The organism is Neorhizobium descurainiae (genome assembly GCF_051400715.1).
GTDB lineage: Bacteria > Pseudomonadota > Alphaproteobacteria > Rhizobiales > Rhizobiaceae > Neorhizobium.
This window is the reverse complement of record NZ_JBLFFK010000001.1, coordinates 393683-415963: the sequence shown is the minus strand read 5'-3', so window position 1 is coordinate 415963 and position 22281 is coordinate 393683. Positions and strand designations below refer to the sequence as shown.

General features: G+C 63.8%; 19 protein-coding genes. 3 read left to right on the top strand and 16 right to left on the bottom strand.

The features are described 5' to 3' along the window. Positions 1–56: 56 nt before the first annotated feature. The 13 genes from ACMGE0_RS01905 to ACMGE0_RS01845 all read right to left on the bottom strand — a co-directional run bounded on the left by ACMGE0_RS01905 (position 57) and on the right by ACMGE0_RS01845 (position 13627). The gene (locus tag ACMGE0_RS01905) at positions 57–1079 is read right to left on the bottom strand and encodes a sulfate/molybdate ABC transporter ATP-binding protein (protein WP_436814163.1); all 1023 of its coding nucleotides are present in this window, start codon (positions 1077–1079) and stop codon (positions 57–59) included. Continuing rightward, positions 1076–1966: a sulfate ABC transporter permease subunit CysW gene (gene cysW / locus ACMGE0_RS01900; protein ID WP_436814162.1), complete on the bottom strand. Its 891-nt coding sequence runs from the start codon at positions 1964–1966 to the stop codon at positions 1076–1078. Before cysW ends, ACMGE0_RS01905 begins: the two co-directional genes overlap by 4 nt. Positions 1967–1968: 2 nt before the next feature. Further along, positions 1969–2790 (bottom strand): sulfate ABC transporter permease subunit CysT, encoded by an 822-nt coding sequence (gene cysT, locus ACMGE0_RS01895; protein WP_436814161.1) that lies wholly within the window; start codon positions 2788–2790, stop codon positions 1969–1971. Positions 2791–2996: 206 nt separating this feature from the next. After that, entirely contained in the window at positions 2997–3983 is a 987-nt protein-coding gene (gene cysP, locus ACMGE0_RS01890) for a thiosulfate ABC transporter substrate-binding protein CysP (protein WP_436814160.1), read from the bottom strand. A gap of 211 nt (positions 3984–4194) precedes the next feature. Beyond that, positions 4195–4398, bottom strand: coding sequence for a DUF1059 domain-containing protein (locus tag ACMGE0_RS01885; RefSeq protein WP_436814159.1), 204 nt, complete (start codon positions 4396–4398; stop codon positions 4195–4197). 451 nt (positions 4399–4849) lie between these two features. After that, positions 4850–5737: a 3-hydroxyisobutyrate dehydrogenase gene (mmsB, locus tag ACMGE0_RS01880; protein ID WP_436814158.1), complete on the bottom strand. Its 888-nt coding sequence runs from the start codon at positions 5735–5737 to the stop codon at positions 4850–4852. A 24-nt stretch (positions 5738–5761) separates the two neighbouring features. Further along, a complete protein-coding gene (locus ACMGE0_RS01875; RefSeq protein ID WP_436814157.1) occupies positions 5762–6841 on the bottom strand; it encodes an enoyl-CoA hydratase/isomerase family protein in 1080 nt (359 codons plus the stop codon). A 216-nt stretch (positions 6842–7057) separates the two neighbouring features. Beyond that, on the bottom strand, positions 7058–8653 hold the full coding sequence (locus ACMGE0_RS01870) for a GMC family oxidoreductase (RefSeq protein WP_436814502.1): 1596 nt from the start codon (positions 8651–8653) through the stop codon (positions 7058–7060). A 188-nt stretch (positions 8654–8841) separates the two neighbouring features. Beyond that, on the bottom strand, positions 8842–9840 hold the full coding sequence (locus ACMGE0_RS01865) for a branched-chain amino acid ABC transporter permease (RefSeq protein ID WP_436814156.1): 999 nt from the start codon (positions 9838–9840) through the stop codon (positions 8842–8844). A gap of 1 nt (position 9841) precedes the next feature. Next, positions 9842–10729: a branched-chain amino acid ABC transporter permease gene (locus ACMGE0_RS01860; RefSeq protein ID WP_436814155.1), complete on the bottom strand. Its 888-nt coding sequence runs from the start codon at positions 10727–10729 to the stop codon at positions 9842–9844. A 197-nt stretch (positions 10730–10926) separates the two neighbouring features. Beyond that, positions 10927–11628: an ABC transporter ATP-binding protein gene (locus tag ACMGE0_RS01855; RefSeq protein ID WP_436814154.1), complete on the bottom strand. Its 702-nt coding sequence runs from the start codon at positions 11626–11628 to the stop codon at positions 10927–10929. Then, on the bottom strand, positions 11628–12410 hold the full coding sequence (locus tag ACMGE0_RS01850) for an ABC transporter ATP-binding protein (RefSeq protein WP_436814153.1): 783 nt from the start codon (positions 12408–12410) through the stop codon (positions 11628–11630). Before ACMGE0_RS01850 ends, ACMGE0_RS01855 begins: the two co-directional genes overlap by 1 nt. Then, entirely contained in the window at positions 12410–13627 is a 1218-nt protein-coding gene (locus ACMGE0_RS01845; RefSeq protein WP_436814152.1) for an ABC transporter substrate-binding protein, read from the bottom strand. Before ACMGE0_RS01845 ends, ACMGE0_RS01850 begins: the two co-directional genes overlap by 1 nt. A 197-nt stretch (positions 13628–13824) precedes the next feature. On the opposite strand from ACMGE0_RS01845, the gene ACMGE0_RS01840 reads away from it, so the two are divergent. Further along, a complete protein-coding gene (locus tag ACMGE0_RS01840) occupies positions 13825–14814 on the top strand; it encodes a LysR family transcriptional regulator (protein WP_436814151.1) in 990 nt (329 codons plus the stop codon). On the opposite strand, the gene ACMGE0_RS01835 is transcribed toward ACMGE0_RS01840, so the two are convergent. From ACMGE0_RS01835 to ACMGE0_RS01825, 3 genes are all read right to left on the bottom strand, one after another. Beyond that, on the bottom strand, positions 14760–17921 hold the full coding sequence (locus tag ACMGE0_RS01835) for an efflux RND transporter permease subunit (RefSeq protein WP_436814150.1): 3162 nt from the start codon (positions 17919–17921) through the stop codon (positions 14760–14762). The genes ACMGE0_RS01840 and ACMGE0_RS01835 overlap by 55 nt on opposite strands. Positions 17922–17945: 24 nt before the next feature. Continuing rightward, positions 17946–19103: an efflux RND transporter periplasmic adaptor subunit gene (locus ACMGE0_RS01830; RefSeq protein ID WP_436814149.1), complete on the bottom strand. Its 1158-nt coding sequence runs from the start codon at positions 19101–19103 to the stop codon at positions 17946–17948. Between the two features lie 66 nt (positions 19104–19169). Then, positions 19170–19790 (bottom strand): TetR/AcrR family transcriptional regulator, encoded by a 621-nt coding sequence (locus tag ACMGE0_RS01825; RefSeq protein WP_436814148.1) that lies wholly within the window; start codon positions 19788–19790, stop codon positions 19170–19172. 178 nt (positions 19791–19968) lie between these two features. On the opposite strand from ACMGE0_RS01825, the gene ACMGE0_RS01820 reads away from it, so the two are divergent. Together ACMGE0_RS01820 and ACMGE0_RS01815 are read left to right on the top strand one after the other, a co-directional pair. Next, positions 19969–21909 (top strand): hybrid sensor histidine kinase/response regulator, encoded by a 1941-nt coding sequence (locus ACMGE0_RS01820; protein ID WP_436814147.1) that lies wholly within the window; start codon positions 19969–19971, stop codon positions 21907–21909. A gap of 53 nt (positions 21910–21962) precedes the next feature. Beyond that, a complete protein-coding gene (locus ACMGE0_RS01815) occupies positions 21963–22265 on the top strand; it encodes a BON domain-containing protein (protein ID WP_436814146.1) in 303 nt (100 codons plus the stop codon). Positions 22266–22281 lie beyond the last annotated feature (16 nt).

Sequence of the window (22281 nt, the reverse complement as noted above, 5' to 3'; positions counted from 1 at the left end):
CGTCGCTGCCTTTTTTAATTCGTCGCCCGCGATACCCGGGTGCCCGAGCTCAACGCTCAGCCGATCGCAAACACCTTCGCCCGCCTGAGCGTCACGAAGCCGCCGTCGCCGGCCTTCACGGTGCGCTCCGGCTCCACGTCGAATTCCAGATGTTCGCCCGTCTCGGCCGTCGCCAGCACGCGCCTCCCCTCCGGCCGGTCCAGCACGCGGGTAATGCTCGCGGGGATTCCCGGTCCCTGCAGCGACCAGTCGAGATCGGCGGGCCGGGCGTAGAGCTCCGCCTTGCCGTCGGCCAGCCCGGACACCTCGATCGCCGCGCCGCTGGCATAGGCCTTGCCGTCGCGCACTTCCGCCGCGATCACGTTGGCATCGCCGAGGAATTTCATGACGAAGGCCGATTGCGGATCGCGGCAGACCTCCTCCGGCGTGCCCTGCTGGACGATATGCCCGTCCTTCAGGATGACGACGCGGTCGGCGAGGTCGAGCGCCTCTTCCTGGTCGTGGGTGACGAACAGCGTCGTGATGCCGAGTTCGGAATGGATTTCGCGCAGCCACCGGCGCAGGTCGCGCCGGACATTGGCGTCGAGCGCGCCGAAGGGCTCGTCGAGCAGCAGCACCTTGGGATCGACGGCAAGCGCCCGGGCGAGCGCCACGCGCTGCCGCTGGCCGCCGGAAATCTGCGCCGGGAACCGGTCCCCCAGGCCTTCGAGACGCACCAGCCGCAGTAGTTCGGTCACGCGCGCATCGATCGCCGCCTTCTCTCGCTTCACCTTGGAGACCTTCATGCCGAAGGCGATGTTTTCTGCGACCGACATATGCGGAAAGAGCGCGTAATGCTGGAAGACGAAGCCGACGCCGCGGTCGCGCACGGGAATGTCGGTCGCGTCCTGATCGCCGAAATAGATCTGGCCGCCATCGGCATATTCGAGACCGGCGACCATACGCAGGATGGTCGTCTTGCCGGAGCCGGACGGCCCGAGCAGGGCGACGAGCTCGCCGCTTTCGATGGTGAGCGAGACGTCGCGCACGGCGCGGAAGGTCTCGAAGGTTTTGACGACATGATCGAGGCGGATCTTCATGAGGCTTTCTCCGCGGAATTGGCGGCCGGTCTGACGCGGCCCGCGCGCCTGCCTGCCCCTTGGCGCTCCAGCGCCACCTTGGCGATGATGGTGAAGACGGCGATGAGCGCCAGGATGGAGGCAGACGCGAAGGCGCCCGTCGCCTGGTAGTCGTGGTAGAGCAGCTCGATATGCAGCGGCAGCGTGTTGGTCTGGCCGCGGATATTGCCCGAGACGACCGAGACCGCGCCGAACTCCCCCATGACGCGGGCGTTGCAGAGCACCACGCCGTAGAGCAGCGCCCATTTGACGTTCGGCAGCGTCACCGAAAGGAAGGTGCGCCAGCCGGAGGCGCCGAGCGAGGTGGCGGCCTCTTCCAGATCGCGGCCCTGCGCCTGCATGAGCGGGATCAGCTCGCGGGCGACGAAGGGGGCTGTCACGAACATCGAGGCGAGAATGATGCCGGGGATCGCGAACAGGATTTTTATCCCGTAGGCATCCAGCACCGGCCCGAAAATGCCCTGCAGGCCGTAGACGAAGAGATAGGCGACGCCGGCGACGATCGGCGAAACCGAGAACGGGATTTCGATGACCACGAGCAGGAAACGCTTGCCCCAAAAATCGAACTTGGTGATCGCCCAGGCGGCCGCGATGCCGAAGGCCGTGTTGACCGGCACGGCGATCAGCGCCGCGAGAACGGTGAGCCCGATCGCATGCTGCGTGTCGGGATGGACAATCGTGTCGCGATAGACGGCCCACCCCTTGGCGAAGGCCTCGACGCCGATGATGACGAGCGGCGCGAGAATGATGAGAGCGACCAGGACGAGCACGATGCCGATCAGGGCCCGGCGAAAGAGCGGCTGGTCGCCGACGCGCGGCGGCTTTCGGCCTGTGCGGATAGCGCTCATGCTCAGCCCCTCACCGTGTAGCGCAAGGCGCGCGATTGCATCCAGTTGGTGAGCGCCAGCATCGCGAAGGCGGCGATGAGCAGCACGGAGGCTATCGCGGCCGCTGCCGGATAATCGTATTCCTCCAGCCGGATGAAGATCAGAAGCGCGGTGATCTCGGTCGACATCGGCTGGTTGCCGGCGATGAAGATGATCGCGCCGAACTCGCCGAGGCAGCGCGCGAAGGAGAGCGAAAGACCCGCCAGGAGAGCCGGCGTCAGGAGCGGCAGGATGACCTTGCGAAAGATTTCCCAGTCGGAGCCGCCGAGCGATTGCGCCGCCTCTTCCAGAGCCGGATCGATATCCTCCAGCACCGGCTGCACGGTGCGGACGATGAAGGGCAGCGAGGTGAAGCACATGGCGATCATGATGCCGAGCGGCGTATAGGCGACCTTGATGCCGAAATCGTCGAGGATGGAACCGAACCAGCCGTTGGTTGAGAAGAGCGCCGTCAGCGAAATGCCGGCGACCGCCGTCGGCAGCGCGAAGGGCAGGTCCACCATGGCATCGACGATACGCCGGCCGGGAAAGCGGTAGCGCGTGAGCACCCAGGCAAGCGCCAGGCCGAAGAAAAGGTTGAAGAACGTGGCGCCGAGCGCCGAGAGCACGGTGACGCGGTAGCTCGCCAGCGCCCGCGCCGACGAGACGATGTGCCAGTAATCCTCCGGCCCGAGGCTCGCGGCCTTGAAGACGAGCGCGGCCAGCGGCAGGACCACGATCAGGCCGACATAGAACAGGGTCACGCCCAGGGATAGCGGCAATCCGGGCAGGACATTGCGTCTCAAGCGGTCATTTCCTCTTCTCACGGCAAAACCCGGCGGATGAAAATCCACCGGGTGTAGAGATGACAAACCTCGCCTCATACGCGACGTCATCCTCGGCCTTGTGCCGAGGATCTGCCGCGCTCGCGATCTGGCCGATGCAGATGCTCGGCACAAGGCCGAGCATGACGGAAGAGCATTTTGGCGATGCCGGTCAAACCCGGGACGACTTAACGGCTGCCGTAGAGCTTGTCGAGAGTGCCGCCGGAAGCAAAATGCTCGGACTGGATCTTATTCCAGCCGCCGAACACGTCATCGACATTGACGAGGCGGATCGCCGGGAACTGATCCTTGAACTCGGCGGCGACCTTCTCGTTGCTGACGCGATGGCCGAACTCGGCGGCGATGCGCTGGCCTTCTTCCGTATAGAGGAAGTCGAGATAGGACTTCGCGAGTGCTTCGGTGCCGTGCTTCTGCGCCACCTTGTCGACGACCGCGACCGGGAATTCGGCGAGCAGGCTGACCGAGGGGATGACGCCCTCGACCTTGTCGGCACCGTACTGCTTGACGATGCCGCGGGTCTCCGCCTCGAAGGTGATCAGCACGTCGCCGGTCTCGCGCTCGACGAAGGTCGTGGTCGCCGCGCGGCCGCCGGTATCGAAGACCGGCACGTTGTCGAAGATCTTGGTGATATAGGCCTCGATCTTTTCCTGGTCGCCCTTATAGGCTTCGTTGGCCCAGGCGTAAGCCGCGAGATAGGTGTAGCGGGCATTGCCTGACGTCTTCGGGTTCGGGAAGACGGCATGCACGTCGTCACGGGCGAGATCGCTCCAGTCCTTGATGTTCTTCGGATTGCCGGCGCGCACCAGGAAGGACGGGAAGGAATAGAAGGGCGAGGCGTTGTTCGGGAAGGCCTTGGTCCAGTCCTTCGAGACGAAGCCGTTCTTGGCGAGGAAATCGATGTCCGTGGACTGGTTGAAGGTCACCACGTCGGCTTCGAGGCCCTCGACGATCGAACGCGCCTGCTTGGAGGTGCCGGCATGCGACTGGTCGACGGTGACGCCGGGATGTTGCTTGACGAAGGCCTCGTTGACCGAAACGAAGAGTTCGCGGGCCACGTCATAGGAAGCGTTCAGGAGTTTCGTCGGCTGCTGCGCCATTGCCGGCGTCACGAAAAGCGCGGCAAGAGCGGTGCCGAGGATCAGGAGGCGGTTCATGCAAGTCTCCGGTGTTGGATGTTGCCGGCAAAACTACCGGGACGCGCATGAAATCGCGAGGAACCGGCCACTTCGGTTGCAGGCCGCCTTAGAAATTTTGTCCATTTTCTCTCGTGTTTAGCGGAGCTTTTCGCGCAATGCCGGGTTCACCACTGCCTCTCCGGCACGAGAGCAGCGTTATGAATGCTCCGGGAACTCCATCAGGAAACTGTCACGCAACGGTGCGCGGAGCTTCGAGATCGTGGATGGCTTTCTTGATCTCTTCGCGGAATTCCGGCGTATCATGATGGCCGTGCACCGAAACGGCATGCTGTACCGCGGCATTGACGAGCTCGTCCGTGCTGTCGGCCGAGATGGCTACGGTGCATTTCGTCTCGCTCGGAAATTCGCGGCAGTCGATGAATTTGCGTCCCATCTTCTCCTCCATCGCAAGCCTGGCCGGCCGGCCAGGGGGCAAAGATTTTACTCCCTTTGCCGAGGTGAAACAAACCCGATTAAGCCCTCTTGCAGGCCGCCTGCGGGGATGATTTCGGCCGGCCGAAAAAATTCTTCGCCCTCTTTTCAAAAGCTTAGGCCGGGAGAACCAGGCGGTTTTTCCCCGCCCTCGGGCACCGGGCGATAATCTTCACGTCATCGGATGGGAAACCGGGAACGCGAACCGGCCTCCTCCTCAGGGTTCGTTTCGGGCCTCGGTTTCCGGTGATGGTCGATGAAAGCGGTCGGACGAGAACTGACAACTCTCGGAAGATCGCCGAAGCGGCCGGGGCAGGCAGAAAATCCTACCTCTCACTTGCATACCGCTGCCTGCCCCGTTCCCAACCACGCCGGCCCGGCCGGACGTGGATAAAGGCATTGCCGCCAAAACCCTACCCGCCAGCCTTTTCCCGCAGCATGTGAATGATGGCGGAAAAATCGTCCCCGCCATGGCCCGCCTTCTCGAACTCGGCATAAAGCTCCTCCGCATGGGCTCCAAGCGGCGTCGCCGCCCCCGTCTGTTTCGCCGCCTCCTGCGACAGCGTCAGATCCTTGAGCATAAGCGCCGCGGCGAAACCCGGCCTGTAATCGTTGTTCGCCGGTGAGGTCGGCACCGGCCCCGGCACCGGGCAATAGGTGGTGAGCGACCAGCACTGGCCGGACGAGGTGGAGGCGACGTCGAACAGGGCCTGATGCGCCAGCCCGAGTTTTTCCGCGAGCCCGAACGCCTCGCAGACGCCGATCATCGAAATGCCCAATATCATGTTGTTGCAGATTTTTGCCGCCTGCCCCGCACCGGCGCCGCCGCAATGGACGATCTTCCTGCCCATGGCTTCGAGAATGGGCTTGCCGCGGGCGAACGCGGTTTCCGAACCGCCGACCATGAAGGTCAGCGTGCCCGCGGCCGCGCCGCCCGTGCCGCCGGAAACCGGCGCGTCGAGCGAGACGCTGTTCATCACCTCGGCCAGCTTGTGGGCGCGCCGGGCGCTTTCCACGTCGATCGTGGAGCAGTCGACGACCAGCGTCCCTTCGGCGATGAGGGTGGCAAGATCGGTCCAGACGGCCAGCACATGCTGCCCCTTCGGCAGCATGGTGATCACGCATTCCGCATCGCGCACGGCCTCGGCCAGCGATGCGGAACCGTTGACGCCGGCTGCCGCGGCGGCCTTCAGGGATGCCTCCGAAAGGTCGAAGCCGCGCACCTCGTGGCCCGCCTTCACGAGATTGGCGGCCATCGGCCCGCCCATGTTGCCGAGGCCTACGAATGCGATCCTGGTCATGTCTTCCTCCCGTTCATGTTGTTTTCAGAGCCGGTGGTCCGGAAACAATACCGGATGCCGCGCGGCGAAATAGCGGTCGAGATCGGCCCCCCTCACCTCCTCAAGCCCGGCAGGCGACCATTTTGGATTGCGGTCCTTGTCGATGATCGCGGCGCGGACGCCCTCGTAGAAATCGCGATTGCGGAGGATTTCCGTGCCGGCGGTGAATTCCCGTTCCAGACATTCGACGAGGCTCGAACTCTGCCGCCCGAGCCGCAGCAGCCGCAGCGCCAGCTTGAGGCTGGTCGGCGAGCGCTTCGAAATGATCTCGCGGGTCCTGACGGCGAACTCGCCCTCCTCTTTCCCAAGAGCGGCAACGATCTCTTCGACGGTCTCGAAGCCGAAGGCGCGGTCGATCAGTTTGCGGTTGGCTTCGAGTTGGCTTTCGCCCGGCACGACGGCGAAACGGTCGATCACCGCCCGCACCTGCTCGTCGGAAGCGCCGCCCTTCAACTCGCCGAGGGCATCGACAAGCGCACCGAGCCGTTCCGACGGCACATGGGTATCGGCGAGACCGGCATAGATGGCGTCCGCCGCGCCGATCGCCTCGCCCGTCAGCGCCATCCACGTCCCCGTTTCTCCCGGAGCGTGCGGCAGCAACCAGGTCGCCCCGACATCCGGCACGTAGCCGATGCCGGTTTCCGGCATGGCGAGCCGCGTGCGCTCGGTCACGATGCGGTGCCCGCCATGCGAGGAAACCCCGACGCCGCCGCCCATGACGATCCCGTCCATCAGCGCCACATAGGGCTTGCCATAATGGGCGATCATGTAGTTCAGCGGAAATTCCTCCCGCCAGAAGCGCGTCACGTCCGGATCGCCCGCCTTTCCCATTTCGTGGATGACGCGGATGTCGCCGCCGGCGCAAAGTCCGCGCTCCCCCTCGCCTTTCAGGACGACGCAGGAGACCTCCGGGTCTTCGGCAAAACGCTCCATCGCCGCCTTCATCGCCCGCACCATGGCAAGGTTGAGGCTGTTCAGCGCCTTCGGCCGGTTGAGCCGGATGATCGCCGCCGAGCCGATGCGGTTGGTGAGGATTTCGTCGCTCTGGGTTGCCGCTTCCGGCATGCTGCTTCCTTCCTATTCAGGCTTTCGGCGATGCGTGGAGCCCCTCCCCCTTGTGGGGAGGGGTTGGGGAGGGGACTTCATTCAGAATGAAACCCCTCCCGCCTGCCGGCCACCAACCGGGGACGGGTCGCTTGCCCCGTCCCGTCCTCCGGACCCCCACAAGGGGGAGGGTTAAGGGGTGCCGCACCGCCGGGCACGCATATGTAATTTCCCATCCTACCTGTTATCCGCCAGGATCATCTCCGCCGCCTTTTCGGCGATCATGATCGTCGGCGAATTGGTGTTGCCGGAGGTTATATTGGGCATGATCGACGCATCGGCGATACGCAGCCGCCCGAGCGCCCGCATTTTCAGCCGAGGATCGACGACGCTCTCCGGATCGGCGCCCATGCGGGCCGTGCCGACCGGATGGAAGATCGTCGTGCCGATATCGCCGGCCGCCTTCTCCAGATCCTCGTCGGTCTCGAACGACGGGCCGGGCTTGTATTCCTCGGGACGGTAGCGCGCGAACGCCGGTTTCCTGACGATCTCGCGGGTGATGCGGATGGATCTGACCGCCACGTCGCGGTCGCCGGGGGTCGAGAGATAGTTCGGATGAATGCCGGGCGCCGCCGCGAAATCCGGGCTTTTGAGATGCACCGAGCCGCGGCTTTCCGGCCTGAGGTTGCACACGCTCGCCGTCATCGCCGGAAACGCGTGCACCGGATCGCCGAACTTGTCGAGCGAAACGGGCTGGACGTGATATTCGAGGTCCGGCGTTTCCTTGTCCGGCCCGGACCTGGTGAAGATGCCGAGCTGGCTCGGCGCCATGGACATCGGCCCGGAGCGACGGAAGGCATATTCCAGCCCGATCGCCGCCTTGCCGATCAGGCTCGACGCCTTTTCATTGAGCGTCGGCACACCGGTCACCTTGTAGACCATGCGGAGCTGCAGATGATCCTGCAGGTTCTCGCCGACGCCCTTCACTTCCCTGACCACCTCGACGCCGGCATTCTGGAGAACGTCGCCGCGCCCCACGCCGGAGAGCTCGAGGATATGCGGTGTGCCGATCGCGCCGGCGCTGAGCACGGTTTCCCGCCGCGCATAAGCTTTCTTCGTCACGCCGTCGTGCTGGAATTCGACGCCCTTCACCTCGCCGTTCTCGATGATGAGCCGGCGGACATGCGCCTTGGTGAGCACCGTGAGGTTCGGCCGCTTCATCGCCGGGCGGAGGAAAGCTTTGGACGCATTCCAGCGGATGCCCGAGCGCTGGTTGACGTCGAAATAGCTGGAGCCCTCGTTATTGCCACGGTTGAAATCCTCGACGATCGGGATGCCCGCCTGTTCGGCCGCTTTCTGGAAACTCTCGAGCACGGCCCAGCGGAGACGCTGTTTTTCGATGCGCCATTCGCCGCCCACTCCATGCATGTCGTCGGCGCCCCGGTAGAAATCCTGGCTCGTCTTGAAGATCGGCAGCACGTCGTCCCAGCCCCAGCCGGTGCAGCCCATCTGCCGCCAGAGGTCGTAGTCGCGCGCCTGGCCGCGCATGTAGATCATGCCGTTGATCGACGAGCAGCCGCCGAGGATCTTTCCGCGCGGATAGGAGAGCGCGCGGCCGTTCAGCCCCTCCTCCTTTTCCGTCGTGAAGCACCAGTCCGTGCGCGGGTTGTTGATGCAGTAGAGATAGCCGACGGGGATATGCACCCAGTGGTAATTGTCGTTGCCGCCCGCTTCGAGGATCAGGACGCGGTTGCTCGGATCCTTCGAAAGCCGGTTGGCGAGCACGCACCCGGCGCTGCCGGCGCCGATGATGATGTAATCGTAGTTTTCCATGTCATCCATTTATCTAACGCAACGGCCCGCTTCCTCGATCGCCCCTCATCCGCCTGCCGGCACCTTCTCCCCGCTGGCGGGGAGAAGGAGTTATGCCGCGCCGTCTTGCTTCCAGCGAAGCGTCGCTTGGGGCACGTCCCCTCTCCCCGCTGGCGGGGAGAGGGTTAGGGTGAGGGGCAAAATGATACTCACCGCCTATGCTCGAAACCGAGCTTCCGGCCGAGCCGGGAGGCATAGAATTCTCCTATGATGCCCCGCCGGAAGACCAGGACGCAGACCATGAACACGACGCCGGTGATGATCGTCACCGGAAAATCCGAGGTCGCCAGATAGTTCTGCAGCGTCACAACCAGGCCGGCGCCGAAGATCGGGCCGATCAGCGTGCCGATGCCGCCGAGCAGCGTCATCAGGATCACCTCGCCCGACATCTGCCATGCGACGTCCGTCAGCGTCGCGAACTGGAAGACCAGCGCCTTCAGCCCGCCCGCAAGCCCCGCGAGCGCCGCCGACATGACGAAGGCCCCGAGCTTGTAGCGGGCGACGGAATAACCGAGCGAAATGGCGCGCGCCTCGTTCTCGCGGATCGATTTCAGGATCATCCCGAAGGGCGAGTTGATGAACCGCCAGATGATCACCATGCCGATCACGAACACGGCCAGCACGAAGTAGTACATGTTGGTCGAACTGTTCAGATCGATGAAGCCGAAGAGATGGCCGCGCGGCACCTGCTGGATGCCGTCCTCCCCTTGCGTGAACTCCGCCTGCAGGCAGAAGAAGAAGAACATCTGCGACAGAGCGAGCGTGATCATCGCGAAATAGATGCCCTGCCGGCGGATCGCCACATAGCCCATGACGAGCCCGAGCAGTGCCGCGCCGACGACGCCGGTCAAGACGCCGAGCTCCGGCGAAAAGCCCCATTCCTTCACCGCATGGGCGGTGAAATAGGCCGCGCCGCCGAAGAAGGTCGCATGGCCGAAGGACAACAGCCCCGTATAGCCGAGCAGCAGGTTGAAGGCGCAGGCGAAGAGCGCGAAGCACAGCAGCTTCATCAGGAAGATCGGGTAGAAGAAGGCCGGCGCCACGACAAGGAAGACGAGGCCGGCGATCAGGAAGGCCGCATAGGTCATCGAAGCGGTCGAGGACCGTTCCGGGCGGGGCTTTACGGCGGAATGGCTCACATCGGTCATGTCACGCATCCCGTCCGAAGAGGCCGGCCGGCCGGATGAGAAGCACGATCGCCATGATGACGAAGATCACGATGTTCGAGGCTTCCGGATAAAACACCTTGGTGAGGCCCTCGGCGATGCCGAGCATGTAGCCGGTCAGGATTGCGCCCATGATCGAGCCCATGCCGCCGACCACGACCACCGCGAAGACGACGATGATGATGTTCGAGCCCATCAGCGGCGAGACCTGGTAGATCGGCGCGGCGAGGACCCCGGCAAAGGCGGCCAGCCCCGCGCCGATGCCGTAGGTCAGCGTGAGCAGCATCGGCACGTTGACGCCGAAGGCCTGCACCAGCACGGGGTTTTCGGTCGCCGCGCGCAGGTAGGAGCCGAGCTTGGTCTTCTCGATCAGCAGCCACGTGCCGATACAGGCGACGAGCGAGACGACCACCACCCAGCCGCGATAGATCGGCAGGAACATGAAGCCGAGATTGGTGCCACCCGCGAGTTGGGAGGGCACGGAATAGGGCTGGCCAGCCGCGCCGTAGAGATAGCGGAACGTGCCCTCGATCGTCAGCGCCAGACCGAAGGTGAAGAGCAGGCCATAGAGCGGATCGAGCTTGTAGAGGCGCGACAGCATGGTGCGCTCGATCAGCGCCCCGAACAGGCCGACAATGACCGGCGCGAGCACCAGCGCGAACCAGTAGTTGATGCCGAAATACTGCAGCATCAGCATCGCCGCGAAGGCGCCGAGCATATATTGCGCGCCGTGGGCGAAGTTGATGACGCGCAACAGCCCGAAGATGACCGCAAGGCCGAGGCTCAAGAGCGCGTAGAAGGAACCGTTGATCAGGCCGATCAGCAGCTGCCCGAGAAAAGCCTGGAGCGGTATGCCGAAGATCATGGTCATGGCGTGAGGCTCCTTGGCGAAGGACGTGCAAAAGAAAGTCCCCCTCTGGCCTGCCGGCCATCTCCCCCACAAGGGGGGAGAAGACTCGCGGCACGCTCACCGGCAAATCGAGCCCCAACGGTGCGGCAGGTTAAGCCCCTCCCCCTTGTGGGGAGGGGTTGGGGAGGGGTCTGTTTTCTCAAGATCACAGCCATCCCCTACACCCCCAGAACCTTGTGGAGCTCGTCCATGCGGGCCGGCAGTTCCGCGACCGGGAAATCCGCAACCATCTTACCATGCTCCATCAGGTAGAAACGATCGGCGATGCGGCTTGCGAAGCGGAAATTCTGTTCCACCAAGAGCACCGTCATGCCGCGCTCCTTCAATTTCCTCAAAACCTCGCCGATGCGCTGCACGATGACCGGGGCGAGGCCCTCGGTCGGCTCGTCGAGGATCAGCAGTTTGACGCCGGTGCGCAGGATGCGGGCGATCGCCAGCATCTGCTGCTCGCCGCCGGAAAGTTTCGTGCCGGGGCTCGCGCGCCGCTCCTTGAGGTTCGGAAAGAGCTCGTAGATTTCGTCGAGCGACATGCCGCCTTCGGCGACCACCGGCGGCAGCGTCAGGTTCTCCTCGACGGAGAGTGTCGAGAAGATGCCGCGCTCCTCCGGCACGAAGCCGATCCCCGAATGCGCCGTCCTGTGCAGCGGCACGCCGAGCATATCCCTGCCCGCAAAGCGGATTTCGCCCTTCCGCTCGCGGATGATGCCGACGATGGTGCGGAGCGTCGTCGTCTTGCCGACGCCGTTGCGGCCGAGAATGGTGATCGTCTCGCCCTCGCCCACCGTCATGTCGACGCCGTGCAGCACGTGGCTTTCGCCATACCAGGCATTGAGATTGGAAACCTGAAGCAACGGCGCCATCACGCTTCCTCCGAACCCATATAGGCGAGCCGCACGCGCTCGTCCTGGCTGACGGCGGCATAATCGCCCTCTGCGAGGATCTCGCCGCGCTGGAGCACCGTCACCTGGTGGCAGATGTTGGCGACGACGGAAAGGTTGTGCTCCACCATCAGGACGGCGCGGGTCTTGGCGACCTCGCGGATGATGTTGGAGACGGTGCCGATATCCTCCTGCCCCATGCCGGCCATCGGCTCGTCGAGCAGCAGCACCTTCGGATCGAGCGCCAGCGTCGTGGCGATCTCCAGCACGCGCTTGCGGCCGTAGGAGAGGTCGGCGGCAAGCGCATTGCGCTCGCGCTTCAGACCGACCGCTTCGATCAGCTCGTCGGCGCGCGCATTCAGCCGGTCGAGCGAGGAGAGCGGCAGCCAGAACTGCGTCGAAAGCCCGTTCGGGCGCTGCAGCGCGACGCGCACGTTGTCGAGCACTGAAAGATGCGGGAAGACGGCCGAGATCTGGAAGGAACGCACCAGCCCCATGCGCGCCACCTTGTCCGGCGGCGTTTTCGTGATGTCCGTGCCCAAAAGCGTGATCGACCCCGCCGTCGGCTGCAGGAACTTGGTAAGCAGGTTGAAGACCGTCGTCTTGCCGGCTCCGTTCGGGCCGATCAGCGCGTGGACGCGCGCGTGGTGGACGTCGAGATCGACGTTCTTCACCGCCGCGAAAGCGCCGAAATGCTTGGTGAGGCCGCGGGCGGAAAGCACCACCCGCGGCTCTTCATGGATGGATGTTGCGGCGACCGCCATCACTTCACCAGATCGCAGCCGCTCTTGGCGGGATCCATATAGGCTTCCTTGCCGGGGATCGTGGCGAGCACGTTGAAATAATCCCACGGCTCCTTGCTGTCGGCCGGCTTCTTGACCTGGAGCAGATACATGTCGTGGATCATGCGGCCGTTCGGAGCGACGGTGCCGCCGCGGGCGAAGAAATCGTCCACCGGCATCTCATGCAGCGCCTTGGAAACGGCGTCCGCATCGTCGGTGCCGGCCTTCTGGATCGCCTTCAGATATTGGGTGACCGCCGAGTAGGTGCCGGTATGGATCATGTTCGGCATCCTGTTCGTACGGGCGAAGAACTTCTTGGCGAATTCGCGGCTCTGGTCGTCGAGGTTCCAGTAATAGCCTTCCGTCAGCGTCAGGCCCTGCGCCGCCTCAAGCCCGAGGCCATGCACTTCGGCGAGCGTGAAGAGGAGAGCGGCGAGGTTCTGCCCGCCGGCGGTGATGCCGAATTCCGCCGCCTGCTTGATGGCGTTCGACGTATCGAGACCGGCATTCGCAAGGCCGATCACCTTGGCCCCGGAAGACTGCGCCTGCAGCAGGAAGGACGAGAAGTCGGTGGTAGCGAGCGGATGGCGGACCGCCCCGACGACCTGGCCGCCGCTCGCCTTGACGAAATCGCTCGTCTGCTGCTCCAGCGAATAGCCGAAGGCGTAATCGGCGGTCAGGAAGAACCAGCTGTCGCCGCCCTGCTTGACGAGGGCGCCGCCGGTGCCGACCGCGAGCGCATGGGTGTCGTAAGCCCAGTGGAAGCCATAGGGAGAGCACTGCTTGCCGGTGAGGTCGGTGGTCGCCGCCCCGGTGACGATGTCGATCCTCTTCTTCTCTTTCGTGATCGCCTGCACGGCGAGGGCCACGGAAGAGGTCGTCAGCTCCATGATCGCATCGACCTGCTCGGTATCGTACCACTGGCGGGCGATGTTGGAGGCGATATCCGGCTTGTTCTGGTGGTCGGCATCGACGATCTCGACCGGAACGCCGAGAACCTTGCCGCCGAAATCCTCGATCGCCATCTTGGCGGCCTCCACCGACGACTTGCCGCCGAAGTCCGCGTAAACGCCGGACTGGTCGTTCAGGATGCCGATCTTGACCTTGCCGTCGGATGCGCTTTGCGCGAACGCCGTGCCGCCTGCAAGCCCGGTGGTTGCAAAGAGAACCGCCAGCGATGTCAGAAGTGTCTTGCGCATGATTTCTCCTCCCAGAGAATGTGCCCAGAGAAAGTGCTCGGAGATTTTCCCGAAGTTTCTGTTCAAAATTGGTGAGCCGCCCTCCTCAAAGCGGCCGATCCGAAACGCATGGTTCTTTAAATCCGCCGTTGACGCAAGCAGGGATGCGCAATTAATTGCAAACAGCATCTGTGCGTTTTTGAACAGACGGGAATATCTTGAGCGGCAATCCGAATTTCACTTGGGACGATCTGCAATATTTCCTGGCCGTCGCCCGCACCGGACAGCTATCGACGGCGGCCCGGCAGTTGCGCACCAGCCATGCGACGGTCTCGCGCCGCATCGACCGGCTGGAATTCGCCTTGAAGGTGAAACTCTTCGAGCGCAACCCGCGCGGCTACGTTTTGACGGCCATGGGCCAGCGCTTCATCGAGGCGGCGGAGAGGATCGAGGCGGAAGCGGACCGGCTGCAGGCGGACCTCACGTCGGGTACGACCGCCCAAAAGGGCGTCGTGAGGCTCAGCACGCCGGAGGGTTTCGCGAACTTCTTCTTCGCCGACAAGATCAGGGGTTTCTGCGACAGCCACCCGAACATCACGCTGGAACTGGTGACGATCCAGCAGATCATGTCGCTGTCGCGCAAGGAGGCGGATATCGCCGTCTCCCTCGACCCGCCGAAGGACGGGCCGTATCTCACGGAAAAGCTGACCGACTACAGCCTCAACGTCTACGGCGCGAAATCCTATCTTTCCCAGGCGGCCTCGATCCGCAACCGGCAGGACCTGCTCGACCATCCCTTCATCGGCTATATCGAGGACATGATCTTCGTGCCGGGGCTGGATTATCTCGGCGACGTCCATCCGGGCATCAAGGCCCGCTTCCAGAGCTCGAGCATCTTCGCGCAGCTCACCGCGACGCTGAACGGGCTCGGCCTTTGCGTGCTGCCGCATTTCATCGCCCGCTCCTATCCCGACCTGCAGATCGTCCTGCCGGACGAGGTCGAGCTCAGGCGGAACTACTGGCTGGTCCGCCACCGCGACCTCGTCCAGATCCCGCGGGTCCGCATGGTGACGGATTACATCTTCGAGGCGATCCGCAAGAATCAGAATGCCTTCCTCCGGGGATTTCAGGCCCCGGAGGAAGGCACGCGACGTCATTCGGCAGCCATGGGTAGGGGTGTTTCACGGCTTTCGAACAAGTCGCCCTGATTGGCGGACTGGCCGTCGTCCTCGTCCTTCTTCTTGCGCTCGCGGCCGAAGAAGAGCGCATAGCCGGCCGGCAGCACGAGGATGGTAAGCACCGTCGCGACCAGGATGCCGCCCATCATGGCGTAGGCGAGCGGCCCCCAGAAACCTTCCCGCGAGATCGGGATCAGCGCCAGCACGGCGGTGACCGCGGTCAGCACGATCGGGCGGAAGCGCCGCACGGCCGCTCCGACGATCGCTTCCGAACGCGCCATGCCGGCCGCGATATCCTGGTCGATCTGGTCGATGAGGATGATCGAGTTGCGGATGATGATGCCGAGCAGCGCGATGACGCCGAGGATCGCCACGAAGCCGAAGGGAGCCCCGGTGATGAGGAGCGCCATGGCTGCGCCGATGATCCCGAGCGGACCGGTCGCGAGCACCAGCATGGCCTTGCCGAAGTGCTGCAGCTGGACCATCAGCAGGGCCAGGATGATCAGCAGCATGATCGGCACTTTCGCGGCGATCGAGGCCTGGCTTTCGGCCGAATCCTCGGCGCCGCCCTGGATCTCGATCTTGTAGCCGGCCGGCAGGCTGGCGCGCAGGTCGGCGATCGAGTTGTAGAAGTTGAGCGCCATCTGCGTCGGCTCGATCCCGTCCGGCAGCGTCGCCTTGACGGTGATGGTCGGCAGGCGGTCGCGGCGCCATTCGATGCCCTGTTCGAGCACCGGCACGACCTTGGCGATCTGCGAGACCGGCACGAAGCCGCCGAAATCGGTGGGCACATAGACCGACTGCACGGCCGAAAGCAGGCTGCGGGTGGCATCCGGCTCGCGGACGACGATCGAGACCGTCTCCTCGCCGTCACGGAAGTCGTTGATCGGCGCTCCGGAAACCGCAGCCTGCAGCATCTGGCGGACGCGCTGAGAGGAAACGCCGAGCGCCCGGGCGCGGTCCTGGTCGATGACCAGTTGCATGGCCGGCACCGGCTCCATCCAGTCGTCGTGGATCGAACCGAACAGCGGCTCCCGGTAGTAGCGTTCCTTGACCTGGTCCGCGATGCGGCGGACTTCCGCCTTGTCGGGGCCGATCACGCGCATCTGCACCGGCCAGCCGGTCGGCGGGCCGAGGAAGAGGCGGTCGACCTTGCCGCGCACGGTCGGGAAATCCTTCGCGAGAATGTCCCTGAGCTTGACGATCAGCCGCTCGCGGGCCTCGACGCCCTTCGACATGATGAGGAGCTGCGCATAGTTCGGATTGCGGAGCTGCTGGTCGAGCGGCAGGAAGAAGCGCGGCGCGCCCTCGCCGATATAGGTGGCGACGTAGGTCTTGTCCTCGTCGGGCAGGATCTTTTGCTCGAGAGCGTGGGCCTGGCGTTCGACCTCTTCGATCGCGGTCCCCTCCGGCAGCCACATGTCGACCAGGATTTCCGGACGCGTCGACTGCGGGAAGAAGCTCTGCGGGATGAACTGGAAGGACCAGAGGCTGCCGACGAAAACCGCAAGCGTCATCAATAGCACGATGATCCGATGCTTGACCGCCCAGCCGACCGTGCTGCGCAGGCGGTTGTAGAAGCGGGTGTCGTAGGCGTCGTGGTGCGTTCCGGCATGCGCCCGCTGCTTCAGGATCATGTAGCCGAGCCAGGGCGTGAAATAGACCGCCACGAACCATGAGGTGACGAGCGCGATGCCGACCACGAAGAAGAGCGAGCGGACATATTCGCCGGCGGTGGATTCGGCAAAGCCGACCGGAATGAAGCCGGCGGTGGTGATGAGCGTGCCGGTGAGCATCGGGAAAGCCGTCGAGGAATAGGCGAAGCTTGCCGCGTCGATGCGGTGCAGGCCCTCCTCCAGCTTGCGCTCCATCATCTCGACCACGATCATCGCGTCGTCGACGAGGAGCCCGAGCGCGATGATCAGCGCGCCGAGCGAGATGCGCTGCAGTTCGATGCCGATATAGTACATGATCGCCAGCGTCGCGGCGAGCACGAGCGGGATGGCGACCGCGATCACGATGCCCGAACGCCAGCCGATCGAGATCAGCGAAACGATCAGCACGATGACCAGCGCCTCCAGGAGCGCCTTCGTGAATTCGCCGACCGCCTCGGTGACGACTTCCGGCTGGTTCGATATCTGCTCGACGGAGACGCCGACCGGCAGCGTCTCTTCGAAACGGTGATAGGTGTCCTCGATATCGTGGCCGACATCGGTGACCTTGAAACCCTTCGCCATGACGACGCCGACTTGGACGCTGTCGTGGCCGTTGAAGCGGAACTTGCGCTGGAACGGGTCTTCGAGACCTTCCTTCACGGTGGCGATGTCGCCGAGCCGGATCACCTGGTTGCCGGCGCGCAGACGCAGCTCGCGGATATCCTCCGGCGTGGTGACGCCGCCTTCGACGGAGATGCGGACAGAGCGGTCGGAGGTCTCGACGCTGCCCGCGGGATCGACATTGTTCTGGCCGGAAAGCGCATCGCGGATGTCGAGGACGGTCAGGCCGCGCTCGGAAAGCGACTTGGAGGAAACGTCGATGAAGATCTTCTGCGGCTGGTCGCCGAGGATGACGGCCTTTTCGACGCCGGGCGTGGCAAGCAGCATGTCGCGCGCCTGGATCGCGAACTGCTTGAGCTCGGGATAGCTGTAGCCTTCGCCGCTGATCGAATGAAGCGTGATATAGGTGTCGCCGAACTCGTCGTTGAAATAGGGGCCGAGCAGGCCGGAAGGCAGGTCCTGACTGATGTCTCCGATCTTCTTGCGCACCTGGTAGAAGGCGTCGGCGACCTCATCGGCATTGGTGTCGCCCTTGATCTGGACCTGCGTGATCGCAAAGCCGGCGCGGGTGTAGGACTTGACCCAGTCGAGATGCGGCGTCTCCTGCAGCTTGCGCTCGATCTTGTTGACCACCTGGTCCTGCATCTCCGCGATCGAGGCGCCGGGCCAGACGGTCTGCACGACCATGACGCGGAAGGTGAAATCCGGATCCTCCTTCTGGCCCATGTTCATGACGCCGAGCACGCCCATGACGATGATGAGGCCGAAGAGGAAGCGCGCGATGCTCGGATGGCCGATCGCCCAGCGGGACAGGTTGAACCGGGCCTTGTCCAAAGGATTGGCCTGATGGGAGGAACTCATGGTCGTGTCCTTTAAAGCCGGGGATCAGGGCGTAACGGAAGCAGTGCTCATGCTGCTGACGCTGCCGAAGCGTGAGGCGACCGTTTCCGGCAGCTTCACCTTCATCTCTTCCTTCATGAACTGCGTACCGGCCGAGACGACGAGGTCGCCCTGGGCCAGGCCTTCGGCGATGCGCACGCCGTCATCGGAAAAATCGGCGACCTTGACGGCGCGCGAACTGACCGTGCCCTTCCCGCGGTCGACGATCCAGACGACCGGCTGATCGCCCTTCTTGCTCAGTGCGGCAAGCGGAATGGACCAGGTCGGCACGGCGTTGTCCTCCACGGCTTCGATCGTGGCGGTCATGCCGAGAAGCACACGGCCGTCTTCGGGCAGGCTGACGCGGACGGCAAAGGTGCGAGACTGCGGATCGGCGCTGCCCGCGACTTCGCGGACCTTGCCGTCGAGCGTGAGACCGGTCGCGGACCAAAAGCGCGCCTTCACCGTCTTGCCGGGCTTGAAGCCGGCGACGTCCATTTCCGGAACGGCGATCTGCACTTCCTTCTCCCCGTCGACGGCGACGGAAAGGACCGGCGTTCCGGCGCTCACCACCTGGCCGATATCGGCGCTGACGGCGGTGACGATGCCGTTCTGATCCGACTTCAGTTCCGCATAGGCGACCTGGTTGCGGGCCTGTTCCAGCGCGGAGACGGCCGACTGACGGGAGGAAACGGCCTGGTCGTAGGCGAGCGTCGCCTGTTCCAGTTCGGATTGGGAGGCGACGTTCTTGGCATTGAGGGATTGGGCGCGGCGCTTGGCAAGCTCGGTCATTTCCGCCTGCTTCTGCGCTGCGGCGAGATCGGCCTCGGCGCGGCGGACGGCGAGCTGGTAATCGACGGCATCGAGCCGCGCCAGCACGTCACCCGGGGCGACCCGTTCGCCGATATCCACCAGGCGCTCCGTGATCTTGCCGCTGACGCGGAAACCGAGATTCATTTCGGTGCGGGCGCGGACGGAGCCGGAGTATTCGAGCCTGCGCCCCTGGTCGGCTGCGGCGACCTCCGTCACCTTGACCGGGCGGACGGCTTCCGGAGCTTCGGCCGTCTTCTCCTCAGAGCAGGCCGTCAGCGCGCCGAGCGCGGCCGCGACGGCAAGCCCCTTGATGAGAAACGAGACATTACGTCTGGTCTTCACGAAAAACATGGTACCGCACTCCTGATGGCGGGGTTCCGATCAAGGCGCTGGCCGCGCCCAAAGGTATTTCCAAGGTTATTTCAAGGCACGCAGGCCGAATTCCACGAGATCCTCGGAGGTGCCGATGCGATTTTCGGTGAGACAGTCGGCGACCAGCACCGGATGGCACAGCTTCGCCATGCACGACATGAAGTTTTCCGCCGCCAATTGCGGATCCTGATCGCGGAATTCCCCCGCCTCGATGCCTTCCCGGATGATATCGGCCACCAGCAGCCGGATGCGGTCCAGAAACTGCTCTACCACCGGCCATTGCTGCTCGATGGCAATGATGACCATCTCATGGACCTTCTTCTCGTCCAGCATGGTTTCGAGCGTGATGCGGTGCTGCTGCAGCACGTGGTCGCGCAGCCGTTCGGTCGCACTCACCGGCCGCTTCGCATTGGCGAGCGCCACCTGATAGCTTCCTTCGAGCATGCGGTTCGCCAGCGCCTGGTGGATATCCGCCTTGGACGAGAAGAAGCGGTAGATATTGGCCGGCGACATGCCGAGGTCGCGGGCGATGTCGGCGACATTCGTCTTGGTATAGCCATAGTGCTTGAAGAGGCGCTCGGCCGCGTCGAGAATGCGGTTGACATTCTCCTGCTTCGTCGTCTCCAAAGTGTGATCGCTTGCGTCCATGTGGCTGACGGCTTTCATTTTACGTGTGACGATTTTCATCTTTCGTCAGTCGTAAACAAAAAACCGCCGCATGTCAACCTGAGCGCGCTGAATTCCCTCACAGGTGATAAAATCGGCTGATAAAAAGGAACCAAAGCCCAAAACGAAACGTTTGTGCGCCTTGAGCCGCGCAGGCTGCGGGGCCTGGGGACATTCGATGAGCATGCCGCAAAGTTACGACGTTTCGTTACTGGATGAGGAGCGCTACCGCCTTCTGGTCGACGCCATCACCGACTATGCCATTTACATGCTCGATCCCGACGGCAGGGTTGCGAGCTGGAACCCCGGAGCTCAGCGTTTCAAAGGCTATGAAGCGCGGGAAATCCTGGGCGAGCATTTTTCCCGCTTCTACACGGACGAGGACCGGTTGGCCCGGCTGCCGGAGCGCGCGCTGCAGACCGCCGCGACCGAAGGCCGTTTCGAAAGTGAAGGCTGGCACATCCGCAAGGATGGCAGCCGCTTTCTGGCGCATGTCGTCATCGATCCGATCTGGGGCCGGTCGGGGGAGCTTCTCGGTTTCGCCAAGGTGACCCGCGACCTGACCGAGCGGAAGCGGGCGGAAGCGGACCTCCAGCGAAGCGAACAGAAATTCCAGCTCCTGGTGCAGGGCGTCACCGACTACGCCCTCTACATGCTCGATCCGGAAGGTTACGTCAGCAACTGGAACATCGGCGCCGAGCGCATCAAGGGCTACCGCGCCGACGAGATCGTCGGGAAGCACTTTTCAGAGTTCTACACGGAAGAGGATCGCGAGCGCGGCGAACCGCAGCGGAGCCTCGATACCGCCAGACGCGAGGGACGCTTCGAGCGGGAGGGCTGGCGCCAGCGCAAGGACGGCACCCGGTTCTGGGCGCATGTGATCGTCGACGCCATCCTGAACGATGACGGCGAGATCCTGGGCTTTGCCAAGATCACCCGCGACATCACGGAAAAGGTCGAGGCCCAGAAAGCCCTCACCCAGGCCCGCGAGGAGCTTTTCCAGGCCCAGAAGATGGAAGCGATCGGACAGCTTACCGGCGGCATCGCGCACGACTTCAACAATCTGCTGATGGCGATCCTCGGCAGCCTGGAAATTTTGAAGAAACGCCTCCCGAAGGATCCGGCGCTGATCCCGCTGCTCGACAACGCCATCCAGGGCGCCGAGCGCGGCGCGGCCTTGACCCAGCGCATGCTTGCCTTCTCCCGCCGGCAGGAGCTCAATATGCAGGCGGTCGACACGATGACGCTTGTGAGCGGCATGATGGATTTCGTGCAGCGCTCGCTCGGCGGCGATACCCGTATCGAGACCCGTTTCCCCAACGATCTCCCGTCGGTGGTGACCGATCCGGTGCAGCTCGAAACGGCGCTCCTCAACCTCGTCGTCAATGCCCGCGACGCGATGACGAAGGGCGGCCTGATCACGGTCGGCGCGGAGGAATATGCGGCGGACGAACGGACGGAAAGATTGAAGCCCGGACGCTATGTGCGGCTTTCGGTCTCCGATACCGGCGAAGGCATGGACGAGGAGACGCTTGCCCGCGCAACGGCCCCCTTCTTCACCACGAAGGGCGTCGGCAAGGGAACAGGGCTCGGCCTTTCCATGGTCCAGGGCCTGACGGAACAATCGGGCGGCAAGCTGGAGATCGAGAGCGAAAAGGGCAAGGGCACGACGGTTTCGCTCTTTCTGCCCGCCGCGGACGCAGGCGACTGCCTGCAGCCTTCGGAGCGGGCTGAGCCCTCATCCGCGGAAGCGCCGAACGAACATCTCTCGATCCTCGCGGTCGACGACGATGCGCTGGTGCTGATGAATACGACGCTGATGCTCGAGGATCTCGGCCATACCGTGATCGAAGCCTATAGCGGTGCCGATGCCTTGAAGGAACTCAAAAGCGGCAGGCACCGGATCGATCTCGTCATCACCGACCATTCCATGCCCCGCATGACGGGCTCCGAACTGGCGGCCGCCATCCGCGCGGAATGGCCGGACCTTCCCGTGGTGCTTGCCACCGGTTACGCGGAACTGCCCTCCGGCGGCGACAACCACCTGCCGCGGCTGCCGAAACCCTTCTCGCAGAGCCAGCTTCAGGACATCGTCGTCTCGGCGCTTGGCGGCGCCTGAACCAATATCGGTGACCGGGCGTTGTCTCCCGTATGAAAACGGGAGAACGATCAATGGTCTTCAAGCACCAGCATTTTCATGAGACGCCTGCCGAGGTGGAGGCGGAATTCCCGCCCCGGGCGGCGCTGGAAAGCGCCGTTTCCGATGCGCTCGCCTCCGCGGGCGGCGTCGATGCCAGCGATGTGACGGTGACCGTAAAAGATGGCGAGGTCACGCTGATGGGCACGGTCCAGGTGCCTGAGGAAATCGGACGGGCCGAGGAGGTGGCCTTGGGCGTGCCCGGCGTCACGGCGGTCCGCAATGAAATCCATCACATCGCGCCGTCTTTCTTCAACGGCGGGCCAAGACCGCTCTGACATGGTTTCTACGCCG

Excerpts from the sequence above, each read along its gene's own strand:
- ACMGE0_RS01870 (WP_436814502.1), bottom strand. The coding sequence starts at position 8,653 with ATGGAAAACTACGATTACATCATCATCGGCGCCGGCAGCGCCGGGTGC.
- ACMGE0_RS01855 (WP_436814154.1), bottom strand. The coding sequence starts at position 11,628 with ATGGCGCCGTTGCTTCAGGTTTCCAATCTCAATGCCTGGTATGGCGAA.
- ACMGE0_RS01820 (WP_436814147.1), top strand. The coding sequence starts at position 19,969 with ATGAGCATGCCGCAAAGTTACGACGTTTCGTTACTGGATGAGGAGCGC.
- cysW (WP_436814162.1), bottom strand. The coding sequence starts at position 1,966 with ATGAGCGCTATCCGCACAGGCCGAAAGCCGCCGCGCGTCGGCGACCAG.
- ACMGE0_RS01875 (WP_436814157.1), bottom strand. The coding sequence starts at position 6,841 with ATGCCGGAAGCGGCAACCCAGAGCGACGAAATCCTCACCAACCGCATC.
- ACMGE0_RS01845 (WP_436814152.1), bottom strand. The coding sequence starts at position 13,627 with ATGCGCAAGACACTTCTGACATCGCTGGCGGTTCTCTTTGCAACCACC.
- ACMGE0_RS01835 (WP_436814150.1), bottom strand. The coding sequence starts at position 17,921 with ATGAGTTCCTCCCATCAGGCCAATCCTTTGGACAAGGCCCGGTTCAAC.
- ACMGE0_RS01825 (WP_436814148.1), bottom strand. The coding sequence starts at position 19,790 with ATGAAAGCCGTCAGCCACATGGACGCAAGCGATCACACTTTGGAGACG.
- ACMGE0_RS01860 (WP_436814155.1), bottom strand. The coding sequence starts at position 10,729 with ATGACCATGATCTTCGGCATACCGCTCCAGGCTTTTCTCGGGCAGCTG.
- ACMGE0_RS01850 (WP_436814153.1), bottom strand. The coding sequence starts at position 12,410 with ATGGCGGTCGCCGCAACATCCATCCATGAAGAGCCGCGGGTGGTGCTT.
- cysP (WP_436814160.1), bottom strand. The coding sequence starts at position 3,983 with ATGAACCGCCTCCTGATCCTCGGCACCGCTCTTGCCGCGCTTTTCGTG.
- ACMGE0_RS01885 (WP_436814159.1), bottom strand. The coding sequence starts at position 4,398 with ATGGGACGCAAATTCATCGACTGCCGCGAATTTCCGAGCGAGACGAAA.
- ACMGE0_RS01905 (WP_436814163.1), bottom strand. The coding sequence starts at position 1,079 with ATGAAGATCCGCCTCGATCATGTCGTCAAAACCTTCGAGACCTTCCGC.
- ACMGE0_RS01865 (WP_436814156.1), bottom strand. The coding sequence starts at position 9,840 with ATGACCGATGTGAGCCATTCCGCCGTAAAGCCCCGCCCGGAACGGTCC.
- ACMGE0_RS01815 (WP_436814146.1), top strand. The coding sequence starts at position 21,963 with ATGGTCTTCAAGCACCAGCATTTTCATGAGACGCCTGCCGAGGTGGAG.
- mmsB (WP_436814158.1), bottom strand. The coding sequence starts at position 5,737 with ATGACCAGGATCGCATTCGTAGGCCTCGGCAACATGGGCGGGCCGATG.
- ACMGE0_RS01830 (WP_436814149.1), bottom strand. The coding sequence starts at position 19,103 with ATGTTTTTCGTGAAGACCAGACGTAATGTCTCGTTTCTCATCAAGGGG.